Source organism: Streptomyces sp. TLI_146 (assembly GCF_002846415.1).
Taxonomy (GTDB): Bacteria; Actinomycetota; Actinomycetes; order Streptomycetales; family Streptomycetaceae; genus Streptomyces.
Genome location: NZ_PJMX01000001.1, coordinates 7,029,648 through 7,051,022, shown reverse-complemented (window position 1 = coordinate 7,051,022; position 21,375 = coordinate 7,029,648). Strand labels below are relative to the sequence as shown.

The 21,375-nt window shown below is 69.9% G+C and carries 23 protein-coding genes; 12 read left to right on the top strand and 11 right to left on the bottom strand.

Features of this window, described 5'->3' with window-relative positions:
- The first annotated feature begins 16 nt into the window (after window positions 1-16).
- The gene (locus tag BX283_RS31350; RefSeq protein WP_101390803.1) at window positions 17-613 is read left to right on the top strand and encodes a TIGR03086 family metal-binding protein; all 597 of its coding nucleotides are present in this window, start codon (window positions 17-19) and stop codon (window positions 611-613) included.
- On the opposite strand, the gene BX283_RS31345 is transcribed toward BX283_RS31350, so the two are convergent.
- Entirely contained in the window at window positions 582-2,033 is a 1,452-nt protein-coding gene (locus tag BX283_RS31345) for an MFS transporter (RefSeq protein ID WP_257583969.1), read from the bottom strand. The two genes, BX283_RS31350 and BX283_RS31345, sit on opposite strands and share 32 nt — an antisense overlap.
- Window positions 2,034-2,166: 133 nt before the next feature.
- On the opposite strand from BX283_RS31345, the gene BX283_RS31340 reads away from it, so the two are divergent.
- Entirely contained in the window at window positions 2,167-3,177 is a 1,011-nt protein-coding gene (locus tag BX283_RS31340; protein ID WP_101390801.1) for an Lrp/AsnC family transcriptional regulator, read from the top strand.
- Here the strand turns inward: BX283_RS31340 and BX283_RS31335 are convergent.
- Window positions 3,140-3,757 (bottom strand): TMEM175 family protein, encoded by a 618-nt coding sequence (locus BX283_RS31335; protein ID WP_101390800.1) that lies wholly within the window; start codon window positions 3,755-3,757, stop codon window positions 3,140-3,142. The two genes, BX283_RS31340 and BX283_RS31335, sit on opposite strands and share 38 nt — an antisense overlap.
- A 131-nt stretch (window positions 3,758-3,888) precedes the next feature.
- Between BX283_RS31335 and BX283_RS31330 the strand changes: the two genes are divergently transcribed.
- Entirely contained in the window at window positions 3,889-4,737 is an 849-nt protein-coding gene (locus BX283_RS31330) for a chitosanase (protein WP_306822829.1), read from the top strand.
- An 81-nt stretch (window positions 4,738-4,818) separates the two neighbouring features.
- On the opposite strand, the gene BX283_RS31325 is transcribed toward BX283_RS31330, so the two are convergent.
- From BX283_RS31325 to BX283_RS31295, 7 genes are all read right to left on the bottom strand, one after another.
- Window positions 4,819-6,222, bottom strand: a complete 1,404-nt coding sequence (locus tag BX283_RS31325; protein WP_257583966.1) for a nucleobase:cation symporter-2 family protein — start codon at window positions 6,220-6,222, stop codon at window positions 4,819-4,821.
- Window positions 6,223-6,530: 308 nt separating this feature from the next.
- Window positions 6,531-7,919 carry an 8-oxoguanine deaminase gene (locus BX283_RS31320; RefSeq protein ID WP_101390799.1) on the bottom strand — a complete coding sequence of 463 codons (1,389 nt, stop codon included), beginning with the start codon at window positions 7,917-7,919 and terminating at the stop codon, window positions 6,531-6,533.
- Window positions 7,920-8,057: 138 nt separating this feature from the next.
- Entirely contained in the window at window positions 8,058-9,005 is a 948-nt protein-coding gene (pucL, locus tag BX283_RS31315; protein ID WP_101390798.1) for a factor-independent urate hydroxylase, read from the bottom strand.
- A gap of 5 nt (window positions 9,006-9,010) precedes the next feature.
- Complete coding sequence (gene uraH / locus BX283_RS31310) at window positions 9,011-9,415, bottom strand: hydroxyisourate hydrolase (RefSeq protein ID WP_101390797.1); 405 nt, start codon at window positions 9,413-9,415, stop codon at window positions 9,011-9,013.
- Window positions 9,415-9,939, bottom strand: coding sequence for a 2-oxo-4-hydroxy-4-carboxy-5-ureidoimidazoline decarboxylase (gene uraD / locus BX283_RS31305; RefSeq protein ID WP_101390796.1), 525 nt, complete (start codon window positions 9,937-9,939; stop codon window positions 9,415-9,417). Before uraD ends, uraH begins: the two co-directional genes overlap by 1 nt.
- 157 nt (window positions 9,940-10,096) lie before the next feature.
- Window positions 10,097-10,474: a helix-turn-helix domain-containing protein gene (locus BX283_RS31300; protein WP_101390795.1), complete on the bottom strand. Its 378-nt coding sequence runs from the start codon at window positions 10,472-10,474 to the stop codon at window positions 10,097-10,099.
- Window positions 10,471-10,722, bottom strand: coding sequence for a hypothetical protein (locus tag BX283_RS31295; protein WP_101392679.1), 252 nt, complete (start codon window positions 10,720-10,722; stop codon window positions 10,471-10,473). The genes BX283_RS31300 and BX283_RS31295 overlap by 4 nt, the downstream gene beginning before the upstream one ends.
- Window positions 10,723-10,857: 135 nt before the next feature.
- Here BX283_RS31295 and BX283_RS31290 point away from each other — a divergent pair, with 135 nt between their 5' ends.
- The 9 genes from BX283_RS31290 (at window position 10,858) to BX283_RS31250 (ending at window position 18,746) form a co-directional block, all read left to right on the top strand.
- Window positions 10,858-11,721: a TIM barrel protein gene (locus tag BX283_RS31290; RefSeq protein WP_101390794.1), complete on the top strand. Its 864-nt coding sequence runs from the start codon at window positions 10,858-10,860 to the stop codon at window positions 11,719-11,721.
- Between the two features lie 38 nt (window positions 11,722-11,759).
- Entirely contained in the window at window positions 11,760-12,650 is an 891-nt protein-coding gene (locus tag BX283_RS31285; protein ID WP_101390793.1) for a 2-hydroxy-3-oxopropionate reductase, read from the top strand.
- A 205-nt stretch (window positions 12,651-12,855) separates the two neighbouring features.
- A complete protein-coding gene (locus tag BX283_RS31280) occupies window positions 12,856-14,313 on the top strand; it encodes a catalase (protein WP_101390792.1) in 1,458 nt (485 codons plus the stop codon).
- Window positions 14,314-15,048: 735 nt separating this feature from the next.
- Complete coding sequence (locus tag BX283_RS31275; protein ID WP_143676503.1) at window positions 15,049-15,450, top strand: hypothetical protein; 402 nt, start codon at window positions 15,049-15,051, stop codon at window positions 15,448-15,450.
- Between the two features lie 65 nt (window positions 15,451-15,515).
- A complete protein-coding gene (locus tag BX283_RS31270) occupies window positions 15,516-15,776 on the top strand; it encodes a hypothetical protein (protein ID WP_101392678.1) in 261 nt (86 codons plus the stop codon).
- Window positions 15,777-16,143: 367 nt separating this feature from the next.
- On the top strand, window positions 16,144-16,884 hold the full coding sequence (locus BX283_RS31265) for a DUF6879 family protein (protein ID WP_101390790.1): 741 nt from the start codon (window positions 16,144-16,146) through the stop codon (window positions 16,882-16,884).
- The gene (locus BX283_RS31260) at window positions 16,881-17,747 is read left to right on the top strand and encodes a helix-turn-helix transcriptional regulator (protein WP_101390789.1); all 867 of its coding nucleotides are present in this window, start codon (window positions 16,881-16,883) and stop codon (window positions 17,745-17,747) included. Before BX283_RS31265 ends, BX283_RS31260 begins: the two co-directional genes overlap by 4 nt.
- Window positions 17,748-17,805: 58 nt before the next feature.
- Window positions 17,806-17,991 (top strand): hypothetical protein, encoded by a 186-nt coding sequence (locus BX283_RS31255; protein ID WP_143676502.1) that lies wholly within the window; start codon window positions 17,806-17,808, stop codon window positions 17,989-17,991.
- The gene (locus tag BX283_RS31250) at window positions 17,988-18,746 is read left to right on the top strand and encodes a DUF6415 family natural product biosynthesis protein (protein ID WP_101390787.1); all 759 of its coding nucleotides are present in this window, start codon (window positions 17,988-17,990) and stop codon (window positions 18,744-18,746) included. The genes BX283_RS31255 and BX283_RS31250 overlap by 4 nt, the downstream gene beginning before the upstream one ends.
- A 233-nt stretch (window positions 18,747-18,979) precedes the next feature.
- Here BX283_RS31250 and BX283_RS31245 read toward each other — a convergent pair whose 3' ends face one another.
- Both BX283_RS31245 and gcl read right to left on the bottom strand, forming a co-directional pair.
- Window positions 18,980-19,201 (bottom strand): hypothetical protein, encoded by a 222-nt coding sequence (locus tag BX283_RS31245; RefSeq protein ID WP_067166032.1) that lies wholly within the window; start codon window positions 19,199-19,201, stop codon window positions 18,980-18,982.
- Window positions 19,202-19,406: 205 nt separating this feature from the next.
- Window positions 19,407-21,188, bottom strand: a complete 1,782-nt coding sequence (gene gcl, locus BX283_RS31240) for a glyoxylate carboligase (protein ID WP_101390786.1) — start codon at window positions 21,186-21,188, stop codon at window positions 19,407-19,409.
- Window positions 21,189-21,375 lie beyond the last annotated feature (187 nt).

Genomic DNA, 21,375 nt, shown 5'->3' with positions numbered 1-21,375 from the left:
GCCGGTCTGCACTGTCATGGATACGCAGACACAGACTCCCCGTCCCGACCTCGGCGCCGCCGCCCGCGCGGTGGCAGGCCTGCTCGCCGGTGTGCGGGACGAGCAGCTCGCGGCGCGGACGCCCTGTCCGAAATACTCCGTACGCGAGCTCCTCGGGCACATCAACGGGCTCACCGCCGCCTTCACCTCGGCCGCCGCCAAGAAGTCCGGCCCCGAGACCGCCACCGACCCCGGGTCCGTCACGCCCGTACTGCCCGAGGACTGGCGCACCGGGCTGCCCGGGCGGCTCGACGCGCTGGCCGAGGCGTGGCGCGCGCCGACGGCCTGGGACGGGGACACCCAGGCGGGCGGCATCACCTTCCCCGCCGCGATCGCGGGCCTGGTCGCGCTCGACGAACTGGTCGTCCACGGCTGGGACCTGGCCCGGGCCACCGGCCAGCCGTACGACCCGGGCGCGGCGAGCCTGGAGGCGGTCCACGGCTTCCTCGACGCGAGCCGTGACGAGGCGGTGCGCGCCCCCGCGTTCGGACCGGTCGTCGAGGTCCCGGCGGATGCCCCGCTGCTCGACCGGGTGGCCGGGCTCAGCGGGCGGGACCCGGGCTGGGCCGCCTGAGCCCGGCGGCCACGGCGGCCGCCGTCGCCAGGAGCAGCAGCCCTGCCGCCCAGAAGGCCCACTGGGCGCCGTCGGCCGGGTCCGCCGCCCCCAGGAAGACACTGCCGAGCAGGGCCGTGCCCAAGGTGCCGCCCAGTTGCTGCACCGCGTTGAGCAGCCCGGCGGCCGAGCCGGTCTCGGCGGGGCCGACGCGGTGCAGGGCGGCCGTGAAGAACGGGACGGTGAACAGCCCGACGCCCGCGCCGCAGACCGCGAGCGCGGCGGGCAGCGGCCACGGGTAGGCGGCGGGGCCGGTCGCCGCGTACACCGCCGTCGCGGCCAGGACGCCCGCGAGAAGGGTGGCGAGCCCGGCGTACATCAGGCGCGGCCCGTACCGGGGCACGAGCCGGGTGCCCGCGACCCAGGACGCGACGGCCATGCCGAACGACCAGGGCACAAGCGTGAGACCAGCCGTCAGCACATCGGCGTCCAGGCCGAGTTGGAGGTGGAGGACGACGACCAGCATCAGACCGTTCATCACCGCGAAGAAGAGCGTGGAGGTCACCAGGGCGGCCGGGAAGCCCCGGTGCCGGAAGAGTCCGGCCTCGATCAGCGGGCTGCCGCCGCGGCGGCTCTTGCGGCGCTGGTCGAGCCCGAAGAGCCCGAGCAGCGCCGTCCCGCCCGCCATCAGTACCCAGGTCCAGCCGGGCCACCCGGCGTCGGGGCCCTGGATCAGCGGGTAGACCAGCGCGCCCGAGCTCGTCACCACGAGCGCGGTGCCGGAGAGGTCGAGGCGTGGGCGGAGGGCCGCCCGGTCCTCGCGCAGCAGCGGGGCCGCGAGCAGTACGGCGGCGCCGAGCGGCAGGTTCACCAGGAACACGGCCCGCCAGGACGAGCCGAAGAGGTCGGCGTGGGTCAGCAGCCCGCCGAGCGCGGGTCCGCAGACGGCGGCGAGCCCCATCACCGGCCCGATGGTCCCCAGCGCCCTCGCCCGCTCGTCGCCGTCGAACATGGCCCGGATCAGGCCGATGGTCTGCGGGATGACGAGCGCGGCGGCGGCGCCCTGCACGGCCCGCGCACCGATCAGCACCCCGGCCGAGGGCGCGGCCGCGCACAGCAGCGAGGCCGCGAGGAACACGGCGACGCCCGCGCGGAACACCCGCTTGCGTCCGAGGATGTCGCCGAGGCGGCCGCCGGTGATGAGGAACATGGCGAAGGGGAGGGTGTAGGCGGCGGCGTACCACTGGATGACGGAGTCCGGGCCGCCCAGGTCGGTGTGGATGACGGGCGCCGCGACCTGCACGATCGTCGCGTCCAGCAGATTCATCGCCTCGGCGGTGAGCAGCACGGCCAGCGCGGCCCAGCGCCACCGGTACGGGCCGCGGGCCACCCCGGCCGCCGCGTCCGCCGCCACCGGTCCTTGTCGTACGAGCTTCGGCACAGCCACTCCCTTCGTGAGCCGCCGGGCTTCCCGCGGCTCCCCCGAGCCTGCGGCGGGTACGCTGGCTGTTCCATCCCCAGCGCCAGATTTGTCGATTCGTTCCATAGATGCGACCCAGGTGAAGGAATTTCACGTGCTCGACGAGATCGACCGTGCTCTGGTCCACGCCCTGCACCTCGACGGGCGGGCCCCGTTCGCGCGGATCGCGGCGGTCCTGGAGGTGTCGACGCAGACCGTCGCCCGGCGCTACCGGCGGCTGCGGGCCGAGGCGGGGCTGCGGGTGGTGGGGCTCGTCGATCCGGCGAAGGCGGGGCTCGCCCAGTGGATGGTGCGGCTGAGCGCCGTGCCGCGTGCCGCGCAGGACCTCGCCCAGGCCCTCGCGCGCCGCGAGGACACCTCCTGGGTCAAGCTCGCCTCGGGCGGCACCGAGATCGTGGCCATCGTGCACGCCCCGCAGACGCTGCTGCTGCGCGAGATCCCCCGCACCGCCGGGGTGACCGCCGTGTCCGCGCACTATGTGCTGCACCTCTACCTCGGCGGGCCCACGGCCTGGCGGGGCCGGGCCCGCACCCTGGACGCGGAGCAGCAGCGGGCGCTCGACCCCGTGAGCGTGCCGGACGAGGAGGCCGACGGTTCGCGCGGGCTCCCCACGCCCGCCGACGAGCCGCTCCTCGCGGCGCTGCGGCGGGACGGCCGGACGCCGTTGGCCGAGCTCGCCGACGCCACCGGCTGGTCGCCCGCGACCGTCGCGCGGCGGCTGGCCGAACTCCGGGCGAGCCGGGCCCTGTTCTTCGACGTGGAGGTCGACAACACCCTGTTCGGCGCCGCCACACAGGCGCTGCTGTGGATGTCGGTGACCCCGGCGCACCTCGACCAGGTGGCCCGCGAGCTCGCCCGCCACGACGAGCTCGCGTTCGTCGCCGCGACCACCGGGCCGAGCAACCTGGTCGCCCAGGCCCTCTGCCCCGACCCGGCGGCGCTGCACCACTACCTCACCCACCGGCTCGGCGCACTGGAGGCGATCCGCACGCTGGAGACCGCGCCGGTGCTGCGCACGGTGAAGGCCGCGGGCCCCCTCGTGCCCGCGGCCCCCCGTGCGGGGAACCTCAACCGGCCTCCCGCACCTCCCTCGTGGGGATCCTGAGCTGGTTGAAGCCGTAGTACACCGCGAGCACCCCGTGCGCGGCGAGCGTCAGCGGCGCCGAGACGAAGGCGAGCAGGACCGTCGCCGGATAGGCGAGCGAGCCGAGCGCGAAGCGGGTGCGGGTGGCCCGGGCGGCCCTGAAGTCGACGCGGTCGTCGAAGAGATGGCCGGTCCGGGTCACATGCCACCACAGTGCCTGGAAGTTGAGGGCCATGACGACCATGAGCCCGCTGTAGACGGCGGCGGCCACGTGTGACGCGCTGTCCTCCCTGAGGTATTCGGCCATCAGCCCCGCCGGCCAGGGGATCGCCGCGACGGTCATGAGCAGCAGCAGATTGAGGAACATCAGCGTGCGGTCGACGCGTACCACGTAGCTGAAGAGCGTGTGGTGGTTGACCCACATGATGCCGATGACCAGGAAGCTCACCACATAGGCGGCGTACGAGGGCCACTGCTGGCCCAGATCGCTCCAGAGGTGGTCGCCCGCGTGCGGGGGCACCTTGATTTCCAGGATCAGGAGGGTGATCGCGATGGCGAAGACGCCGTCGCTGAACGCCTCGACCCGGCTCGATTCATTCACCGGGTGAACTGAACCGGACACGGCCGAAATCTTCAACTTCCTTTTGCCGCAAGGGTGTACGCCTCCCGTCGGCCAGTGGTAGGAAAGTTTCCTAACAAAACAGTGAACGACGAACTCCCCCAGGAGGTCAGGTGCTCACCCCCCACTTCAGCGCCACCGCACGTCGTCTCAGGATCACCGCGTCGGCCGTGCTCGGCGCCGCCGTGATCGCCGTACCCGCGGCCACGGCCACCGCCGCGACCGGCCACAATGCCCCCATGGCAGCAGCGGCGACCGGGCTCGACGACCCGGCCAAGAAGGAATTGGCGATGGAGCTCGTCTCCAGCGCGGAGAACTCCTCACTGAACTGGAAGGCCCAGTACAAGTACATCGAGGACATCGACGACGGCCGGGGCTACACGGCCGGGATCATCGGGTTCTGCTCCGGCACCGGTGACATGCTCGACCTGGTCGAGCTCTACTCGGCCCGCGAGCCGGGGAACGTGCTCCAGAAGTACCTGCCCGCGCTGCGCAAGGTGAACGGGAGCGACTCGCACGCCGGGCTCGACCCCCACTTCACCAAGGACTGGAAGACGGCCGCCTCGGAGACTGCCTTCAAGAACGCCCAGAACGACGAGCGGGACCGGGTCTACTTCGACCCGGCCGTCAAGCGGGGCAAGGCCGACGGAGTGGGCACGCTCGGCCAGTTCATCTACTACGACGCCATCGTCATGCACGGCGACGGCACCGACCCCACCAGCTTCAGCAGCATCCGCAAGAAGGCGCTGGCCAAGGCGAAGCCGCCGTCCCAGGGCGGCGACGAGACGAAGTACCTCAACGCCTTCCTCGACGCCCGCGTGTGGGCGATGAAGCAGGAGGAGGCGCACAGCGACACCAGCCGCGTCGACACCGAGCAGCGGGTGTTCCTGAAGAAGGGCAACCTCGACCTCGACACACCGCTGGACTGGAAGGTCTACGGCGACCCGTACCACATCGGCTGATCCGGCCGACGACGCGGCGGCGCGTACGACACGGGGCTGGTGTCGTACGCGCCGCTCGCGCGCGGGCCGGGCACGGCGGGCTCAGTGCGCGGCCACCACGGGTTCCGCGAGCACGGCGGATTCCTCCGAACTCGCCTTCCTGCCAAGGTGGTTGAAGGCCAGGTTGAGGACGATCGCGACCACGCAGCCGGTGGAGATACCGGAGTCGAGGACCACCCGGACGTTCTCCGGGAAGGCGTCGTAGAAGGTCGGCGCGGCGATCGGGATCAGCCCGATGCCGAGCGCGGCCGCGACGATCAGGGCGTTCTCGCCCTGCTCCAGGGCCGCCGTGGACAGCGTCTGGATGCCGCTGGCCGCGACCGAGCCGAAGAGCACGATGCCCGCGCCGCCGAGCACCGGCAGCGGCACCAGCGCGATCACGGACGCGGCCACCGGGCACAGGCCGAGCAAGATGAGGATGCCTCCGCCGGTGGCGACCACGAAGCGGCTGCGCACCTTGGTCATCGCGACGAGGCCGATGTTCTGCGCGAAGGCGCTGGCCATGAAGCCGTTGAAGAGCGGGCTCAGCGCACTGCCGAGGGTGTCGGCGCGCAGCCCACCCTCGATGGTCCGCTCGTCGGCCGGGCGTCCGACGATCTTGCCGAGCGCCAGCATGTCGGCGGTCGACTCGGTCATACAGACCAGCATCACGATGCACATCGAGACGATCGCGGCGGCCTCGAAGTGCGGGGCGCCGAAGTGGAAGGGCGTCGGGAAGCCGACCGCGTCCGCGCCGCGGAGCGCGTCCAGGCCGGTCATGCCGAACGGCACGGCGACCAGGGTGCCGACGACCAGGCCGAGCAGGATCGCGATCTGCTGGAGGAACCCGCGCAGCAGCCTGCGCAGCGCCAGCACGATCACCAGGGTGAGCGCGGCCATGCCGATGTTCTTCGTCGAACCGTAGTCGTGGGCCGCCGCGTTGCCGCCCTGCGCCCAGCGGAAGGCGACCGGCAGAAGCGAGACGCCTATCAGGGTGATCACGGTGCCGGTGACGACGGGCGGGAAGAACCGGAGCAGCCTGCTGAAGTAGGGGGCGAGCACGAAGCCCAGCACACTGGCGACGATCACCGCCCCGAAGATGACGGCCATGCCCTCGTGGCCGCGGTCCTTGCCGATGGCGATCATCGGGGTGACCCCGGCGAACGAGACGCCGTTGACGAACGGGAGGCGGGCGCCGACCTTCCAGAACCCGAGGGTCTGGAGCAGGGTGGCGAGCCCGGCGGTGAAGAGGCTCGCGCCGATCAGGAACGCGGTCTCCTTGGGGGTGAGCCCTACGGCGGGCCCGACGACCATGGGCGGGGCCACCACACCCGCGTACATCGCGGCCACGTGCTGGAGGCCGCTGGTGAACATCTTCAGTGGGGGCAGGGTCTCGTCGACCGGGTGCTTACCGGTGGCGGGATCGGGAGTGACTGCATCGTTGCGAAACCTGGGCTGCGGGGCCACGGGCGGTTCCTCCGGTCGGTTACACGTCGGCGGTGACGCGGGTGTCAGGGAGGTGGTGCAGTGTGACGCGTGCGTGCTGCGGCGGTGTTACGTACGGCGTACGGCAGGGTCTCGTACGCGGTACGGGTGCGGCGGAACGGCGGTGCTCCGTGCGGGGATGGGCACGGGTCACCGTCCCGGGAGGTGCGCACGTCCATGTGGTGCGCGCCCCCCGGGCGCGGCTGCCGCGGACCCCGCTCGGGTCCACGGCGACCGGCCGAGGGCCGTCCCCCTCGGCCGGACTCCTGGGCGGGAATCCCGGGCCGGGATCAGCCCTGCGCGGCGATCCGCGCGAGGCGCTGCGCCTCGTCCCGCGTGGCGCGGGCGATGGCGTCCTCGTCGACCGTGAGAAGACGGTTGTCCTCGACGATCTGCTTGCCGTTGACGAACGACGCCGTCACCGGGGCGGCGGCGCCGAAGACCAGGGCGGTCACCGGGTCGGCGATGGAGGCGTGGGCCAGGGTGTCGAGCTTCCAGAGCACGAAGTCGGCGAGCTTGCCCGCCTCCAGGGAGCCGATCTCGGCCGCGCGGCCGAGCACCTGGGCGCCGCCGTACGTACCGAGCCGCAGCGCCTGGCGGGCGTTGAGGGCTGCCTCGCGGTGCGCGCCGAGGCGGTTGATCAGGAGCGCGTTGCGCAGTTCCGTGTGGAGCTCGCCGGACTCGTTGGAGGCGGTGCCGTCGACACCGAGACCGACCGGGACACCCGCCTTCAGCATGTCGGGGACGCGGGCGATGCCGGCCGCGAGGCGCGCGTTGGAGGACGGGCAGTGCGCGACGCCGGTGCCGGTGCGGGCGAAGGCGGCGATGTCCGAGTCGTTCATGTGGACGCAGTGCGCCATCCACACGTCCTGGCCGAGCCAGCCGGTCGACTCGAAGTAGTCGGTGGGGCCCATGCCGAACAGCTCCTTGCAGAACTGCTCCTCCTCCACGGTCTCCGAGCCGTGGGTGTGCAGCCGTACGCCCTTGGCGCGGGCCAACTCGGCGCCCTGCTTCATGAGTTCGGTGGAGACCGAGAACGGCGAGCAGGGCGCGACGGCGACCTGGGTCATCGAGCCGAAGGAGGCGTCGTGGAAGCGGTCGACGGTCTCGGCGGTCGCCGAGAGCGCCCCGTCCAGGGTCTCGACGGCGAAGTCCGGCGGCAGGCCGCCGTCCTTCTTGCTGCGGTCCATGGAGCCGCGGGCGAGGGTGAACCGTACGCCCATCTCGCTCGCGGCACCGATGATGGCGCCGGAGAGGTCGCCCGCGTTCCGCGGGTACACGTAGTGGTGGTCCATCGCGGTGGTGACACCGCCGCGGGCCATCATGGCGAGCGAGCCCTGCGCGGCGACGCGGCCCATCTGCTCGTCGATGCGCGCCCAGGTCGGGTAGAGCGCCACCAGCCAGTTGAAGAGGTTGTGGTCGGTGGCCAGACCGCGCGTGATCCACTGGTAGAAGTGGTGGTGCGTGTTGACCAGACCGGGGGTCACCAGGTGGCCGGTGCCGTCGATGCGGCGGACCACGTTCTCCAGGCCCTGCGGGGCGCTGCCCGCGCCGATCGACTCGATCGTGTTGCCGGCGACGACGAGGTATCCCGAGGCGTACTCGGTGTCGTCGGCGTCCACGGTCGCGATCGCGCAGTTCTCGATGACGATGCGCTGGGCTGCTGCCGATGGTGCCATCGTGCTTCCTCTTTTTCTTCTACGGAAATGAGTGGGCACGGCAGGACCCTAGAGGATTTGAGTGCCGGGGCCGGGTGACCCACGGGTGCCGAGAGAGGGAACACGCCCCCGGGCGGCGGTGTCCGGGGGCGCTCCGCGTCAGAGGTTGGTCATGTCGACCGGGATCCGCGGCTCGACGCCGTCCCGCAGGATGGTGGCCTCGATCAGACCGTAGGGACGGTCGGCCGCGAAGTAGACCTCGTTGTCGTTCTTGAGCCCGAACGGTTCGAGGTCGACCAGGAAGTGGTGGTTGTTCGGCAGCGAGAAGCGGATCTCGTCGATCTCGCTGCGGCTGTTGATCACCCGCGAACCCATCTGGTACAGGGTCTGCTGGAGGGAGAGGGAGTACGTCTCGGCGAAGGCCTGCAGGATGTGCTTCTTCGCCTGCTCGTACGACTTCTCCCAGTTGGGCATCCGCTCTTCGTCGCTGGTCCAGTTGTAGCGCCAGGCGGCGGAGACGTCGGTGCACAGGATGCGGTCGTACGCCTCCTTCAGCGTCGTGTACTTGTCCTTGACGTAGCCCCAGAACTCGGAGTTGGTCGAGTTCATCACCGTCAGGTCCTTCAGACCCGAGATGACCTCCCAGTTCTCACCGTCGAAGGTGATCTGGGTGGTGCGCAGCTCCTGGCCCTTGCGGGCGAAGGAGTGGCGTACCTCGTCCGAGCCGATGAACTTGGAGTTGGCGTCGGAGGTGGCGATCCGCTCCCAGGCGTACTCCTCGATGCGGATGCGCGCCCGGTGGATCGGCTCCTGCGACGTCACGAAGTGACGGGCGAGGTGGATGCCGAACTGCTCGGCGGACTCGATGCCGTGCTCCTTGGCGAAGGCGAACACCGTGTTCTTGGTCGTGTCCGTCGGCAGGACGTTCGCGTTCGAGCCGGAGTAGTGGACGTCTTCCATGTCGCCGGAGAGGGCGACCGAGACGTTCAGGTCCTTGATGTGGTGCGTGTCGCCGTCCCGCGTGATCTTGACGACGCGGTTCTCTGCTTTGCCGTACTGGTTCTGGCCGAGGATCACGGGGCGGGTGTGGCGGGAAACGTCAGTCATGTCTGCTAGCTCCCTCGGTAAACGGAGTAGCCGAACGGGTTGAGCAGCAGCGGTACGTGGAAGTGCTCGCCCGGCACGACGGCGAACGTGATCGCCACCTCCGGGAAGAACGCACCGCTGTCCCTTACGCGGGGGGCGTCCTGCTGCGCCTCGGCTTGCTTCACTGTCTTGATCGAACGCGTGAAGTAGGACTCGACCTCGAAGTCGAGCCGTACATGGGTCGTGCCCTCCGGCAGCGCCGGAAGGTCCTTGCAGCGCCCGTCCGCGTCGGTCGCGGAGCCGCCGAGCGCCACCCACTCGGCGTCGCGGCCCGAGCGGGCGGCGAGCGAGATGGCGACGCCCTCGGCGGGGCGCCCGATGCTGGTGTCGAGGATGTGCGTCGACACCGACGCGGTCGTGGCCGTACTCATCAGTCCCTGTCCTCTTCTTCTGCTGTTTCCACGAGACGGGTCAGCCGGATCCGGTTGATCTTCCCGAGTTCGGCGCGCACGATCTCGCGCTCCGCCTCGGCGGTGTTGCCGATCCTGGCCTTCATCGCGTCGCGCATCTGCTCACCGGTGGCCCCGGTGGCGCAGATCAGGAAGACGTGGCCGAACCTGTCCTGGTAGGCCAGGTTGAGTTCGAGCATCTCGGCCTTGAGCTCCTCGGTGGCGCCGGCCATCCCCCGCTGCTCGCGGGCGGAGGTCGGGTCGCCGGGCTTCGGCCGCCCGATCGGCGGGTGCCCCGCCATCGCCTCTTCCAGGTCCTTCACGTCCAGCTCGGCCATGGCGGCGTCGCTGGCGGCGAAGAGCTCGTCGGCGGTGGCGTACGGGCGCCGGGCGAGCAGCTTGCTCCCCCATACCGAGCTGGCGCACACCTCGTGGAGCGCGGCGAGCGCCGTGCTGTCGTCGGAGGTGTTGAACCGGGCGAGGCCCGGCGTCGAGGTCGAAGTCACGAACGGCCTCCGTGGCCTTGGTGCTGGACGGGCTGCGGATAGCTAACGCCCTCGGAAACATCCCGTCAACACTTTGTTGAAAACTTGGAGCAACAAAAAGCCGCCGCCCGGGGATCCGGACGGCGGCGTCGCGAGCACGGCTCACAGGCGGGCGTTGCTACTCGCTTTTGGCGGCGTTTTCCCTGTTCAGGTAGTTGTACACGGTGAAGCGGCTCACTCCGAGGGCGGACGCGACGGTCTCCACCCCATGGCGTACGGAGAACGCGCCGCGCGCCTCCAGGGTCCGTACGACCAACTGCTTGGCCTTGCGGTCGAGCTCGGCCAGCGGCTTGCCGTGGCGGCGCTCCATGGCGGCCAGGATGTGGTCCAGGGAGTCCGACAGCTGCGGCAGCCGCACCGCGATCACGTCCTCGCCCTCCCAGCTGAGCACCACGTCGTCGGGCTGGGCCTGGTCGGGTCCGAGTATCTCCGCACCCATGGCGTCCACCAGCGGCTTGACCGCCGTGACCAGCGGGTGGTCGGCAGGCTCGGTCACTTCTCGCCCTCCCCCACCACGTTGACCTGGAGCGACACCCGGGTGGCACCGGCCGCCAGGGACTTGCGCAGCAGGGCGTCGACGGCGGTGAGCACCTGGTCGGCGCCGCCCTCGGCGGTGTTGCCGAAGGGGCCCACGTCCACGGCGTCGAGCGCCGCCGTCTGCAGGACCTCACGGGCGGCCACCGCATGCGGGGGCGCCTCGTCCAGGTCGAAGGGCTCGGTCGTGAACTCCACTCTCAATCGCACGCGCACAACCTACTGCCCGGATCGCGAGATCCGGGAGGCCAATCGGAGGGCCCCCTTGACAAGCTCGACGCTCTCCCTGCAACCTTCCATCAAGCAGAAACTAACTTCCGCAATACGGAAGGAGCGCCGAACCCCATGGCCCCTCTTTTTCAGAATGAACGCGGCTCGGACCAGCGCTTCGATGTGAACCTCTCGATCCTCTTCACGGAACTCCCGCTCCTGGAGCGCCCCGCGGCAGCCGCCGCGGCGGGCTTCACGGCGGTCGAGCTGTGGTGGCCCTGGATCGAAACCCCCACTCCGGCGCGGGCCGAGCTCGACGCCCTGAAGAAGGCGCTCGACGACGCCGGCACCCAGCTGGTGGGGCTGAACTTCTACGCGGGCGCCCTGCCGGGCCCCGACCGCGGAGCCCTCTCCGTACCCGGCGAGGAGTCGGACCGCTTCCGCGCCAACATCGAGGTCGCGGCGGACTTCGCCGCCTCGGTGGGCTGCAAGGCGCTCAACGCGCTCTACGGCAACCGGGTGGAGGGCGCCGACCCGCAGGTGCAGGACGCGCTCGCGCTGGAGAACCTGGTACTGGCCGCCCGCGCCGCCGACCGTATCGGCGCGATCCTCCTGGTCGAGGCCCTCAACAAGCCGGAGTCGCCGCTCTACCCGCTGGTGAGCGCCCCGTCCGCGATCGAGGTCGTCGACAAGGTGAACGCGGCGACCGGCCTCGGCAACGCCAAGTTCCTCCTCGATATCTACCACCTGTCGATGAACGGCGAGGACGTCTCCCAGGTCATCGAGGCCTACGCGGACAAGACCGGCCATGTGCAGATCGCCGACAACCCGGGCCGCGGCGCGCCGGGCACCGGCTCGCTTCCGCTTGAGGCGCTGCTCGACCAGCTCGCGAAGGCCGGTTACGACGGCTGGGTGGGCCTGGAGTACAAGGCCGCCGACGCGGCCGCGAACCCGGCGGCCTTCGAGTGGCTCCCGGCCGGGGCCCGCGCGGCCCGCTGAACTTCCTTACGTAGCACCGCAGTCAGAGAGGCACCCTCATGAGCAACCTTCCCAAGATCGCATGGATCGGCCTCGGCATCATGGGCTCGCCCATGTCCGAGAACCTGATCAAGGCGGGTTACTCCGTCACCGGCTTCACCCTGGAGCAGGACAAGCTGGACCGCCTGGCCACCGCCGGTGGCACCGCGGCCGCCTCGATCGCCGACGCGGTCAAGGACGCGGACGTGATCATCACGATGGTCCCGGCGTCCCCGCAGGTCGAGGCGATCGCCTACGGCGAGGCCGGCATCCTGGCCAACGCCAGGCAGGGCGCCCTTCTGATCGACATGTCCTCGATCACCCCGCAGACCTCGGTCGACCTGGCCAAGAACGCCAAGGAGAAGGGCGTCCGCGTGCTCGACGCCCCGGTCTCCGGCGGCGAGGCCGGCGCCATCGAGGCCGTGCTCTCCATCATGGTCGGCGGCGACAAGGCCGACTTCGACGAGGCCAAGGGCATCTTCGACGCGCTGGGCAAGACCATCGTGCTCTGCGGTCCGCACGGCTCCGGCCAGACGGTGAAGGCCGCCAACCAGCTGATCGTCGCGGTCAACATCCAGGCGTGCGCCGAGGCCGTGGTCTTCCTGGAGAAGTCCGGGGTGGACCTGGCCGCGGCCCTGGACGTCCTCAACGGCGGTCTGGCCGGTTCGACGGTGCTGACCCGCAAGAAGGACAACTTCCTCAACCGGAACTTCGCGCCGGGCTTCCGCATCGACCTGCACCACAAGGACATGGGCATCGTCACCGACGCCGCCCGCAACGTCGGCGCGGCGCTCCCGGTCGGCGCGGTCGTGGCCCAGCTGGTGGCCTCACTGCGCGCCCAGGGCGACGGCGGCCTGGACCACTCGGCGCTGCTGCGCGCGGTGGAGCGCCTCTCGGGCGCCCAGCTCTGACCCGGGTCCGGCTCTGAGCCTTCCGGCTCCCCCAGACTTCCGGGCGGCGGTGGCGCTGACACCTGTCCTGTCGCGCCCAGGCGCCGCCGCCGCCCGGAACACCACTCCCCATTTTCAACAAACTGTTGACGTTCGCTTCGGGGCGTACCTACGCTCCTGACACCGCAGACCGTTCAGCAGTGCAGCTCCCGTACGGAAGGTCACGATGTCGAAGCGCGTGCTTACGACCGAGTCCGGCGCCCCCGTCGCCGACAACCAGAACTCCGCCACCGCCGGCGTCGGTGGCCCCATCCTCCTCCAGGACCAGCACCTGCTGGAGAAGCTCGCGCGCTTCAACCGTGAGCGGATCCCGGAGCGCGTGGTCCACGCCCGCGGCTCCGGCGCGTACGGCTACTTCGAGGTGACCGACGACGTCACCGGCTTCACCAAGGCCGACTTCCTCTCGCGGGTCGGCAAGCGCACCGAGACGTTCATCCGCTTCTCCACGGTGGCGGACTCGCTCGGCGGCGCGGACGCGGTCCGCGACCCGCGCGGCTTCGCGCTCAAGTTCTACACGGAAGAGGGCAACTACGACCTCGTAGGCAACAACACGCCCGTCTTCTTCATCAAGGACCCCATCAAGTTCCCCGACTTCATCCACTCCCAGAAGCGCGACCCGTTCACGGGCAAGCAGGAGCCGGACAACGTCTGGGACTTCTGGGCGCACGCCCCCGAGGCGACGCACCAGATCACCTGGCTGATGGGCGACCGCGGCATCCCGGCGTCGTACCGCCACATGAACGGCTACGGCTCGCACACGTACCAGTGGACGAACGAGGCGGGCGAGGCGTTCTTCGTCAAGTACCACTTCAAGACGAACCAGGGCATCCGCTGCCTGTCCTCGGACCAGGCCGCGGAGCTGGTCGGCAAGGACGCGAACAGCCACCAGACCGACCTCCTCCAGGCGATCGAGCGGGGCGTGAACCCGTCCTGGACGCTGTACGTGCAGGTGATGCCGGCGTCCGAGGCGGCCGACTACCGCTTCAACCCCTTCGACCTGACGAAGGTGTGGCCGCACGCCGACTACCCGCTCCAGCGGGTGGGCCGCCTGGTCCTGGACCGTAACCCCGACAACGTCTTCGCCGAGGTCGAGCAGGCGGCCTTCTCCCCGAACAACTTCGTCCCGGGCATCGGCCCCTCCCCCGACAAGATGCTCCAGGGCCGCCTGTTCGCGTACGCGGACGCGCACCGCTACCGCCTGGGCGTCAACCACACCCAGCTCGCGGTGAACGCGCCGAAGGCGACGGAGGCCGACAACTACGGCCGCGACGGCCTGATGGCGACCCGCAACGGCCGCCGCTCGGACAAGAACTACGAGCCCAACTCCTACGCGGGCCCGTCCCAGACGGACGCGGCGCTCTCCGCCCCGCTCGCGATCGCGGGCTGGACGGGCACCCACGCGGCCCCGTCCCACGTCAAGGACGACGACTTCTTCCAGGCGGGCGAGCTGTACCGGCTGATGTCGGACGACGAGAAGTCCCGCCTGATCGCCAACATCGCCGGCGGCCTCTCGCAGGTCTCCCGCGACGACGTGATCGAGAAGAACCTGGCGCACTTCCACGCGGCGGACGCCGAGTACGGCAAGCGCGTCGAGGAAGCGGTCCGCGCCCTGCGCGAGGACTGAGGTTCCTCACCTCCAGACCGCGTATGAGACCTGACGGAAGGTCAGCTCTCATACGCTGTCCGAACCGCCGGCCCGGATGAGGGGTGGCCGGTGGGTTCGGACGACTCGGTGATCGCGGCGGCGCGGACGGTGCCAGTGCGGTGGTCAAGGTCTGCCCCGGCCCCTTCTTGACCTGAAGGAAGGCCCGCCGGGCCACACCAACCGCCCCGCCGCCGCGATCCCGAACACGGCCTCGGTCCCGGCCCCGGTCCCGTGCCCCTCCCCCACTCGACTCCGCCCGGCGACGCCTTCCGGCCGCCCTCGCACGGCTCCGCAGGCTTCGCCCACCTCCCCCACCAAGCTCCGCCCGGCGGCACGAACGTCCTGTCGCGCCAGCCTCGTCCCGTCGGGCGGTCACCACTTCGAAGCCCGGGTGCTGGGTTCGGTTTACGGTCCCGAATCGAGTGCTCGTTGATCAAGGCTCCACCTGCGGTTATGGGTGGAGTCTTGATCCTTTTTGGGACCGTGGGAACAGCGCGGGAAACACTGTGAGGTTCCTCCGCCATCGGCGACGCCGCCCTGCGGTACGACCTCGACAGCCCCTCCCAGGTCCCAGCAAGGCCTTCCTCGTGGTCACCACGTTCACCATGCGGGTCTGTCTCCATGCCCCTGCCCTGGTGTTCGCCGTACCCGTGGCATGTCACGGCTCAGCTACACCGCCAACACGCCACGCACACACACCACATCATCTCCCGCATGCGCAACCACACAGCAGCCGCCATCGGCACCGCCGCCCTGCTCTCTGCCCTAACTGCGTGCACCGCCACTGAGACGCACCACACCACGCCGCGCACCAACAAGCAGGGCGCCCAGCTCCCGTCCACCGCAAGCAAGTACGAACAGACCTGGCTGACCCCCTACAAGGACACCTCTTGCGGCGACTTCGTCACCAGGATGGGCGAGCACGAACGCTGGGCCATGGCCGCGGACATGCTCAGCAGCTCCCGAAAGACCGACGGCGCCATCACCATCCCCGCCGACTCGGAGATCAGCCGCTTCGAGAAGGACATGGCAACCGTTTGCTCAGCCTCGGCCGTACTGAAGACTCCGGAGATCGCCGTCACCATCTACCTCATGGACCCCAGCTATAGGCCGTGAGTTCAGGGCGCGCGTCCGCCGACGGGCGCTATGCTCCCGCGCACATCGACTGTGAGGTGGTGGGGATGGCGGAGTACTCCGACATTCAGCGGGCAATCCGGGTAGAGAAGATCAGGATCTGGTTCGGGTGGCTGTGCGGCAACGTCATCATGCTGATGATCGCCGTCGCCACACAGGACGTTGCAGTCGTCAGCGTCATCTCGCAGGTGCTACTCGTCGTCGTGTTCCTCACCCTCACGGTGGCGCTGTTTCGGATGACGGGCGCGCTGAATCGGAAGGCCGCGGCGGCGCGGCGTGAGGTGCTCGGCGAGGACTACCCGGGCTGAGCCTGGACGTGAAGGGCCCCGCTCCGGAGTCCGGGCGGGGCCGTCGTCATGCCGTAGTTGCGTCCCAGACGACCAGCCCTCACGAAGGGCCCCACGTCAGGCGCGCCTGGCCGATCCTTTGACAAGGGGTGCTCACTCCGGAGGAGTTCGCGGCGCAGAAGACCCGGCTCCTCGACGGGTGACTCGATCGCCAGCTGCACACGCTCCAGGAACAGAAGAGCAGCTAACCGGGTCAGTTCTTCGAGCGCGCATTCGAGTACAGATCGGCGCCCCAGGTGTGGTCGGCAGTCGCAACCTCCCGCAATCCGCGCCCGCTCGCGCGCTACCCGCCGCATCCTGGTCCTCCACCCAGCAGATGGAGGGCCCCATGACGCTCCGGTTCATCGGCACCACCAGCGACGACGGCGACTGCCCCACCCTGTACGAGATCCCTGGGACCGACGAGATCCTCGCCCAGGGCGACCGCGAGACTGACCCCCAGCATCTGGCGCAGCTGCGCGATGTGAAGCCCAGCGAGACGTTCGTACGCGTGCCACGCGCTCTGCTCACCCGCTACGCACCCCGGACTGCCGCGCCCGAGCTTGAGCCGTTCTCCTCCATTGCTCCCCTATTCCGCGAGTTCCGGCACACCGCCTGGCGGTTGGAGACCCGCCGCGGCTACGCCACCGACCGCAACAGCGAGAAATGGCAGCGCTGGCAGGCGGGCGATGACATCGCCGCCGAGACCGCGAACCCGTGGCGGCAGAACGTGGCCGAGCAGACAGCGGCCGGGAAGCTCTTCGGCCGGGTACGGCTCATCGACGACCCGATCACGGATGGACAGCGCTTCCTCCTCGCTAGCGCGCCCAGCAACGTGGCAGCCGGGGAGGACATTCGCTACCTCACCCGCGCCCGCGCCCAGGAGCTGCGTCTGCCCGACATCGACTTCTGGCTGTTCGACTCCCGTGTCCTCGCCCGATTCGCGTTCGATGAGGCCGACACCACCCTCGGCGTGTACGTGACCGAGGACCCGGCCGAGGTCGTCGCCGCCTGCCAGGCCCGCGATACCGCCTGGCATCATGCATCCCGTACCGCCGATGGCGCCGGGGCTGTACGTTCCGGTGCGTGAGCGACTTCCAATCCGCCCGTATCGCCCTCGGCGCGCGCTTGCGCGAGCTTCGCACCGAGGCAGGGTTCGACGGCAAGGGCATCGCGGCGGTCCTCGGGTGGCAGCGCTCCAAGGTGAGCCGTCTGGAGACGGGCAAGCAGACCCCTTCGAAGGGTGACCTCGCACAGTGGGCCGAGGCAGTCGGCCGCTCCGATCTCGCTACAGAGCTGACAGGGCGGCTGACCGGCCTGGAGACGCACTACCGTTCCTGGCGCCGCCAGTTGGCCGGCGGCCACGCCGCCCGCCAGGAGCAGGCCATCGTCGAGACCGCCGCTTCGCAGATGATCCGGGGTGTGGAGGTTGCGCGGATCCCGGGCCTGTTCCAGACACCGGAGTACGCCCGCTACACCTTCCGCTCCAATGCCGACTTCCGACAGCTCCCCGGGGACGTTGAAGAGGCCGTGCGCACGCGAGCCCGGCGCCAGGAAGTGCTGTACGAGCCCGGGCGACGCTTCCGCTTCCTCGTGTGGGAGGCCGCCCTCTACGTCGTCACCTGCCCGTATGAGGTGATGGCCGAACAGCTGGACCGACTGACGGGTCTGATTGGCCTGGACACGATCGAACTCGGCATCATCCCCTTCGGGGCCCAGCTGAAGAGGTCACCGGCACATGGGTTCTGGATCTACGACCAGCGGCTCGTCATCGTCGAGACGATCAACGCAGAGTTATGGCTGGACGATGAGGACAGCCTCGCCCTGTACACCCGGGCGTGGGAGTGGCTGTCCGAGGGCGCGGTGTACGGCCCGCAGGCCCGCCGCCTGATCAGCCGCGCCCGGTCATCCATGGAGCGCATTTCGCAACCAGGGCCAACCGCAGACCTGTAGTCGCAATCCGGCGCAATCATGAGCATCTCACGCAATCGGTCCTCCTACCGTGCTGGTCATGAACCCAGAGCCCGTTGAGCAGCAGCCCTTGGACGACCCTGCACAGGGTCCGCAGTGCGAGGTATGCGACGAGTCCGGCGCGGACATCGTGACCGTCATGGTCATCGGCGAGGGCGGTGAGGCATCGATGCACGCGCACCGCAACTGCACCCTGGCTTCCGCAGCAGGGGCGGTGTCGGGATGACGACGGACACCCGCGTCGCGCACTGGCTCGCGTCCGCACTCGACACCCCCTCGACAGCCTGGCTGGAGTGGGAAAGGGGCGGCGCCGCCCTGCTGCCGACCGGCAAGGCCTTCGACGCGGTGCGCATCTCCGCCGCGATCATCCACGCCGCCGCACAGAGCGGTAGCCCGGACGCCGTCGGCCCGTACCTCGACCGCATCGTGGACGGCCCGGTCATCCACGACGCATACGGCGCGGGCCTCTCGTACTACGCTCTCGTGCCCCCCGGCACCATCCACCGCACCACCCGGCCCGGGGTGTACTGGCTGCTGCCGCCCCGAGGCGTCGGGCACCTCTGCGCGCCGGCCGGCCTCGGCCAGCTGATCCACCTCGGCCGACGGGTCGGCGACCCCCCTTCGGACCCGGGCGGGCCGGACCTGGACGTGATCGCGCAGAGGTGCCGCAACATCACCGAGTCGGCAGCCGACCTAGCGCACGATCTGCGCATGGCGACAGAGGCCACGCACCGCGCCCATGGCTACCTCGTGGAAGTACGGCAGGCCCTCAATGACGCCGCCGGCCAGATGCCGCCCGACGCTCCCGCGCGCAGCCGCGTCCTGCTGAGCATCACCGAGGCCTGCCGGCAGCTGGGGCTGACACAGAAGGAGGACGTCCCGAGCCAGCAGTTCGCGCACGCTCAGCGCCTCGCCGAGTGCTGCATCGCTCAGGTGGCGCTCCTGCGCGGCCTCGTCGAGGCCCCGGCTGTTCCCCCATGACTCCCCGCCACCGGACCGCTGGTCACGACACCCGAGGCGGGCGCTGGGTCTGTCGTGGGTCGCTGTCAGTCGCGACGGACGAACGAGGTCGGCGAGCGGCATCAGGGTGAGCGCGACGACCTCCGAGAGCGGGACGTTCGGACATGTCCCTCCGACCCGCCGGACATGTTCAAGACCCCGTCCGCGGCTCGCGGGCGGGGCCTTGTTGTTGTGTGTGGTGCGCGGCTCTGTCTTCAGAGACGGTGCATGCGGGTGTAGGGGCTCAGGATGCGTGCGCGTCGGGAGCCGAAGTCGACGAGCATGGCGACTCCGTCCTCGACGCCCACGATCGTGCCCAGGCCGAACTGGTCGTGGGAGACCCGATCGCCCAGGGCGAAGGTCTTGGCCTGCGGCTCGACCGGAGCTTTGAAGGGACTGGTGGGCAGGTGGCGCCTCGGCGCGGACGGCTGCGTCATGGTCTATCCAGTATGCGCCGTCGCGGCCCGTCGCACCGCCTCCGCCCGTCTCGGATTCGACACGATTGGCCCGCGAGCCCCTCGGAGCGCCGCCGAAACGCTGACGAAACCCCTCCGCATGAACTCGAACGAGTGAACGGCGACGGCTCCGATGCCACCCCCCACGGGAAGCACCGGAGCCGTCGGTCTCGTACCGGCTGCCGCTCTACGACGCCTGCAGCGGACGGATCGCCGTCGGCGCGTGGCCCGGCTCCGTCGCCAGCTCCTCGAATTCGTTGATCGCGTCGATCTTGACGCCCATCGAGATGTTGGTGATCCGCTCCAGGATCGCCTCGACGACGACCGGGACGCGGTACTCGGCGGCCAGCTTCCTGGCCTCCTCGAAGGCCGGCAGCAGCTGGTCCGGCTCGGTCACGCGGATCGCCTTGCAGCCCAGGCCCTCGACGACCTTGACGTGGTCGACGCCGTAGACACCCAGCTCCGGGGAGTTGATGTTCTCGAACTCCAGGTTGACCTGGAAGTTGATGTCCAGGCCGCGCTGGGCCTGGCGGATCAGGCCCAGGTAGGAGTTGTTCACGAGAACGTGGACGTACGGGATGTTGTGCTGCGCGCCGACCGCCAGCTCCTCCAGCATGAACTGGAAGTCGTAGTCGCCGGAGAGCGCGACGACCGGGGTCTCCGGGTCGGCGGTGGCGACGCCGAGCGCGGCCGGGATGGTCCAGCCGAGCGGGCCCGCCTGGCCGCAGTTGATCCAGTGGCGCGGCTTGTAGACGTGCAGCATCTGCGCGCCGGCGATCTGGGAGAGGCCGATGGTGGTGACGTACCGCGTCTCGGGGCCGAAGGCGCGGTTCATCTCCTCGTACACGCGCTGCGGCTTCAGCGGGACGTTGTCGAAGTGCGTACGGCGCTGGAGCCGCGCCTTGCGCTCCTGGGTCGAGGCCGCCCACGCGCTGCGGTCCGGCAGCCTGCCCGCGGCCTTCAGCTCCTTCGCCACCTCGACGAAGAGCTTCAGCGCGGCCTTGGCGTCGGACGCGATGCCGTAGTCCGGCGCGAAGATCTTGCCGATCTGGGTCGGCTCGACGTCGACGTGGACGAACTTGCGGCCCTTGGTGTACACGTCCAGTTCGCCGGTGTGGCGGTTGGCCCAGCGGTTGCCGATGCCGAGGACGAAGTCGGACTCCAGGAAGTTCGCGTTGCCGTAGCGGTGCGAGGTCTGCAGGCCCACCATGCCCGCGTTCAGCTCGTGGTCGTCGGCGAGGATGCCCCAGCCCATCAGGGTCGGGATGACCGGCGTACCCGTCAACTCGGCGAACTCCACCAGCAGTTCGGAGGCGTCGGCGTTGATGACGCCGCCGCCCGCGACGATCAGCGGCCGCTCGGATTCGAGCAGGAACCCGATCGCCTTCTCGATCTGCGCGCGGGTCGCGGACGGCTTGTAGACCGGCAGCGGCTCGTACGTGTCCGGGTCGAACTCGATCTCGGTGAGCTGGACGTCGATCGGCAGGTCGATGAGGACCGGGCCGGGGCGCCCCGAGCGCATCAGGTGGAACGCCTGCTGGAACACGCCGGGGACCTGCGCGGCCTCCAGGACGGTGGTCGCGGCCTTGGTGACCGGCTTCGCGATGCTCGCGATGTCGACCGCCTGGAAGTCCTCCTTGTGGAGCTTGGCGACCGGCGCCTGGCCCGTGATGCAGAGGATCGGGATCGAGTCGGCGATCGCGGAGTACAGCCCGGTGATCATGTCGGTGCCGGCGGGGCCGGACGTACCGATGCAGACGCCGATGTTCCCGGCGTTGGCCCGGGTGTACCCCTCGGCCATATGGGACGCGCCCTCGACGTGGCGGGCCAGCGTGTGCTTGATGCCGCCGCCGGCCTTGAGGGCCGCGTAGAAGGGGTTGATCGCCGCGCCCGGCACGCCGAACGCGTTGGTGACGCCTTCGCGCTTGAGGATCTCAACTGCCGCTCGGGCAGCGGTCATACGAGGCATGGAGTGCTCCTGCTTCGGCCTGGCGGATCGGGCTCTGTCGCGCCACCTGAGAGCCGTGATTCCGTAATGCGGAAGTTTAGTTCTGCTATATGGAAGAAACATAAGGGGCGTACGCAGGCGCGTCAAGGGATCCCCGAAGTCGCCTCGCGGGCGGCGCGAGTGGGGGACGATGGGCCGTACGGGCGGC

Bases quoted from the DNA above. Each gene is read 5' to 3' on its own strand.
- pucL (WP_101390798.1), bottom strand. From the start codon at position 9,005: ATGACTGACGTTTCCCGCCACACCCGCCCCGTGATCCTCGGCCAGAAC.
- BX283_RS31350 (WP_101390803.1), top strand. From the start codon at position 17: ATGGATACGCAGACACAGACTCCCCGTCCCGACCTCGGCGCCGCCGCC.
- BX283_RS31290 (WP_101390794.1), top strand. From the start codon at position 10,858: ATGGCCCCTCTTTTTCAGAATGAACGCGGCTCGGACCAGCGCTTCGAT.
- BX283_RS31270 (WP_101392678.1), top strand. From the start codon at position 15,516: ATGGCGGAGTACTCCGACATTCAGCGGGCAATCCGGGTAGAGAAGATC.
- BX283_RS31275 (WP_143676503.1), top strand. From the start codon at position 15,049: ATGCGCAACCACACAGCAGCCGCCATCGGCACCGCCGCCCTGCTCTCT.
- BX283_RS31285 (WP_101390793.1), top strand. From the start codon at position 11,760: ATGAGCAACCTTCCCAAGATCGCATGGATCGGCCTCGGCATCATGGGC.
- uraH (WP_101390797.1), bottom strand. From the start codon at position 9,415: ATGAGTACGGCCACGACCGCGTCGGTGTCGACGCACATCCTCGACACC.
- BX283_RS31280 (WP_101390792.1), top strand. From the start codon at position 12,856: ATGTCGAAGCGCGTGCTTACGACCGAGTCCGGCGCCCCCGTCGCCGAC.
- BX283_RS31320 (WP_101390799.1), bottom strand. From the start codon at position 7,919: ATGGCACCATCGGCAGCAGCCCAGCGCATCGTCATCGAGAACTGCGCG.
- BX283_RS31255 (WP_143676502.1), top strand. From the start codon at position 17,806: ATGAACCCAGAGCCCGTTGAGCAGCAGCCCTTGGACGACCCTGCACAG.
- BX283_RS31250 (WP_101390787.1), top strand. From the start codon at position 17,988: ATGACGACGGACACCCGCGTCGCGCACTGGCTCGCGTCCGCACTCGAC.
- BX283_RS31245 (WP_067166032.1), bottom strand. From the start codon at position 19,201: ATGACGCAGCCGTCCGCGCCGAGGCGCCACCTGCCCACCAGTCCCTTC.
- BX283_RS31265 (WP_101390790.1), top strand. From the start codon at position 16,144: ATGACGCTCCGGTTCATCGGCACCACCAGCGACGACGGCGACTGCCCC.
- gcl (WP_101390786.1), bottom strand. From the start codon at position 21,188: ATGCCTCGTATGACCGCTGCCCGAGCGGCAGTTGAGATCCTCAAGCGC.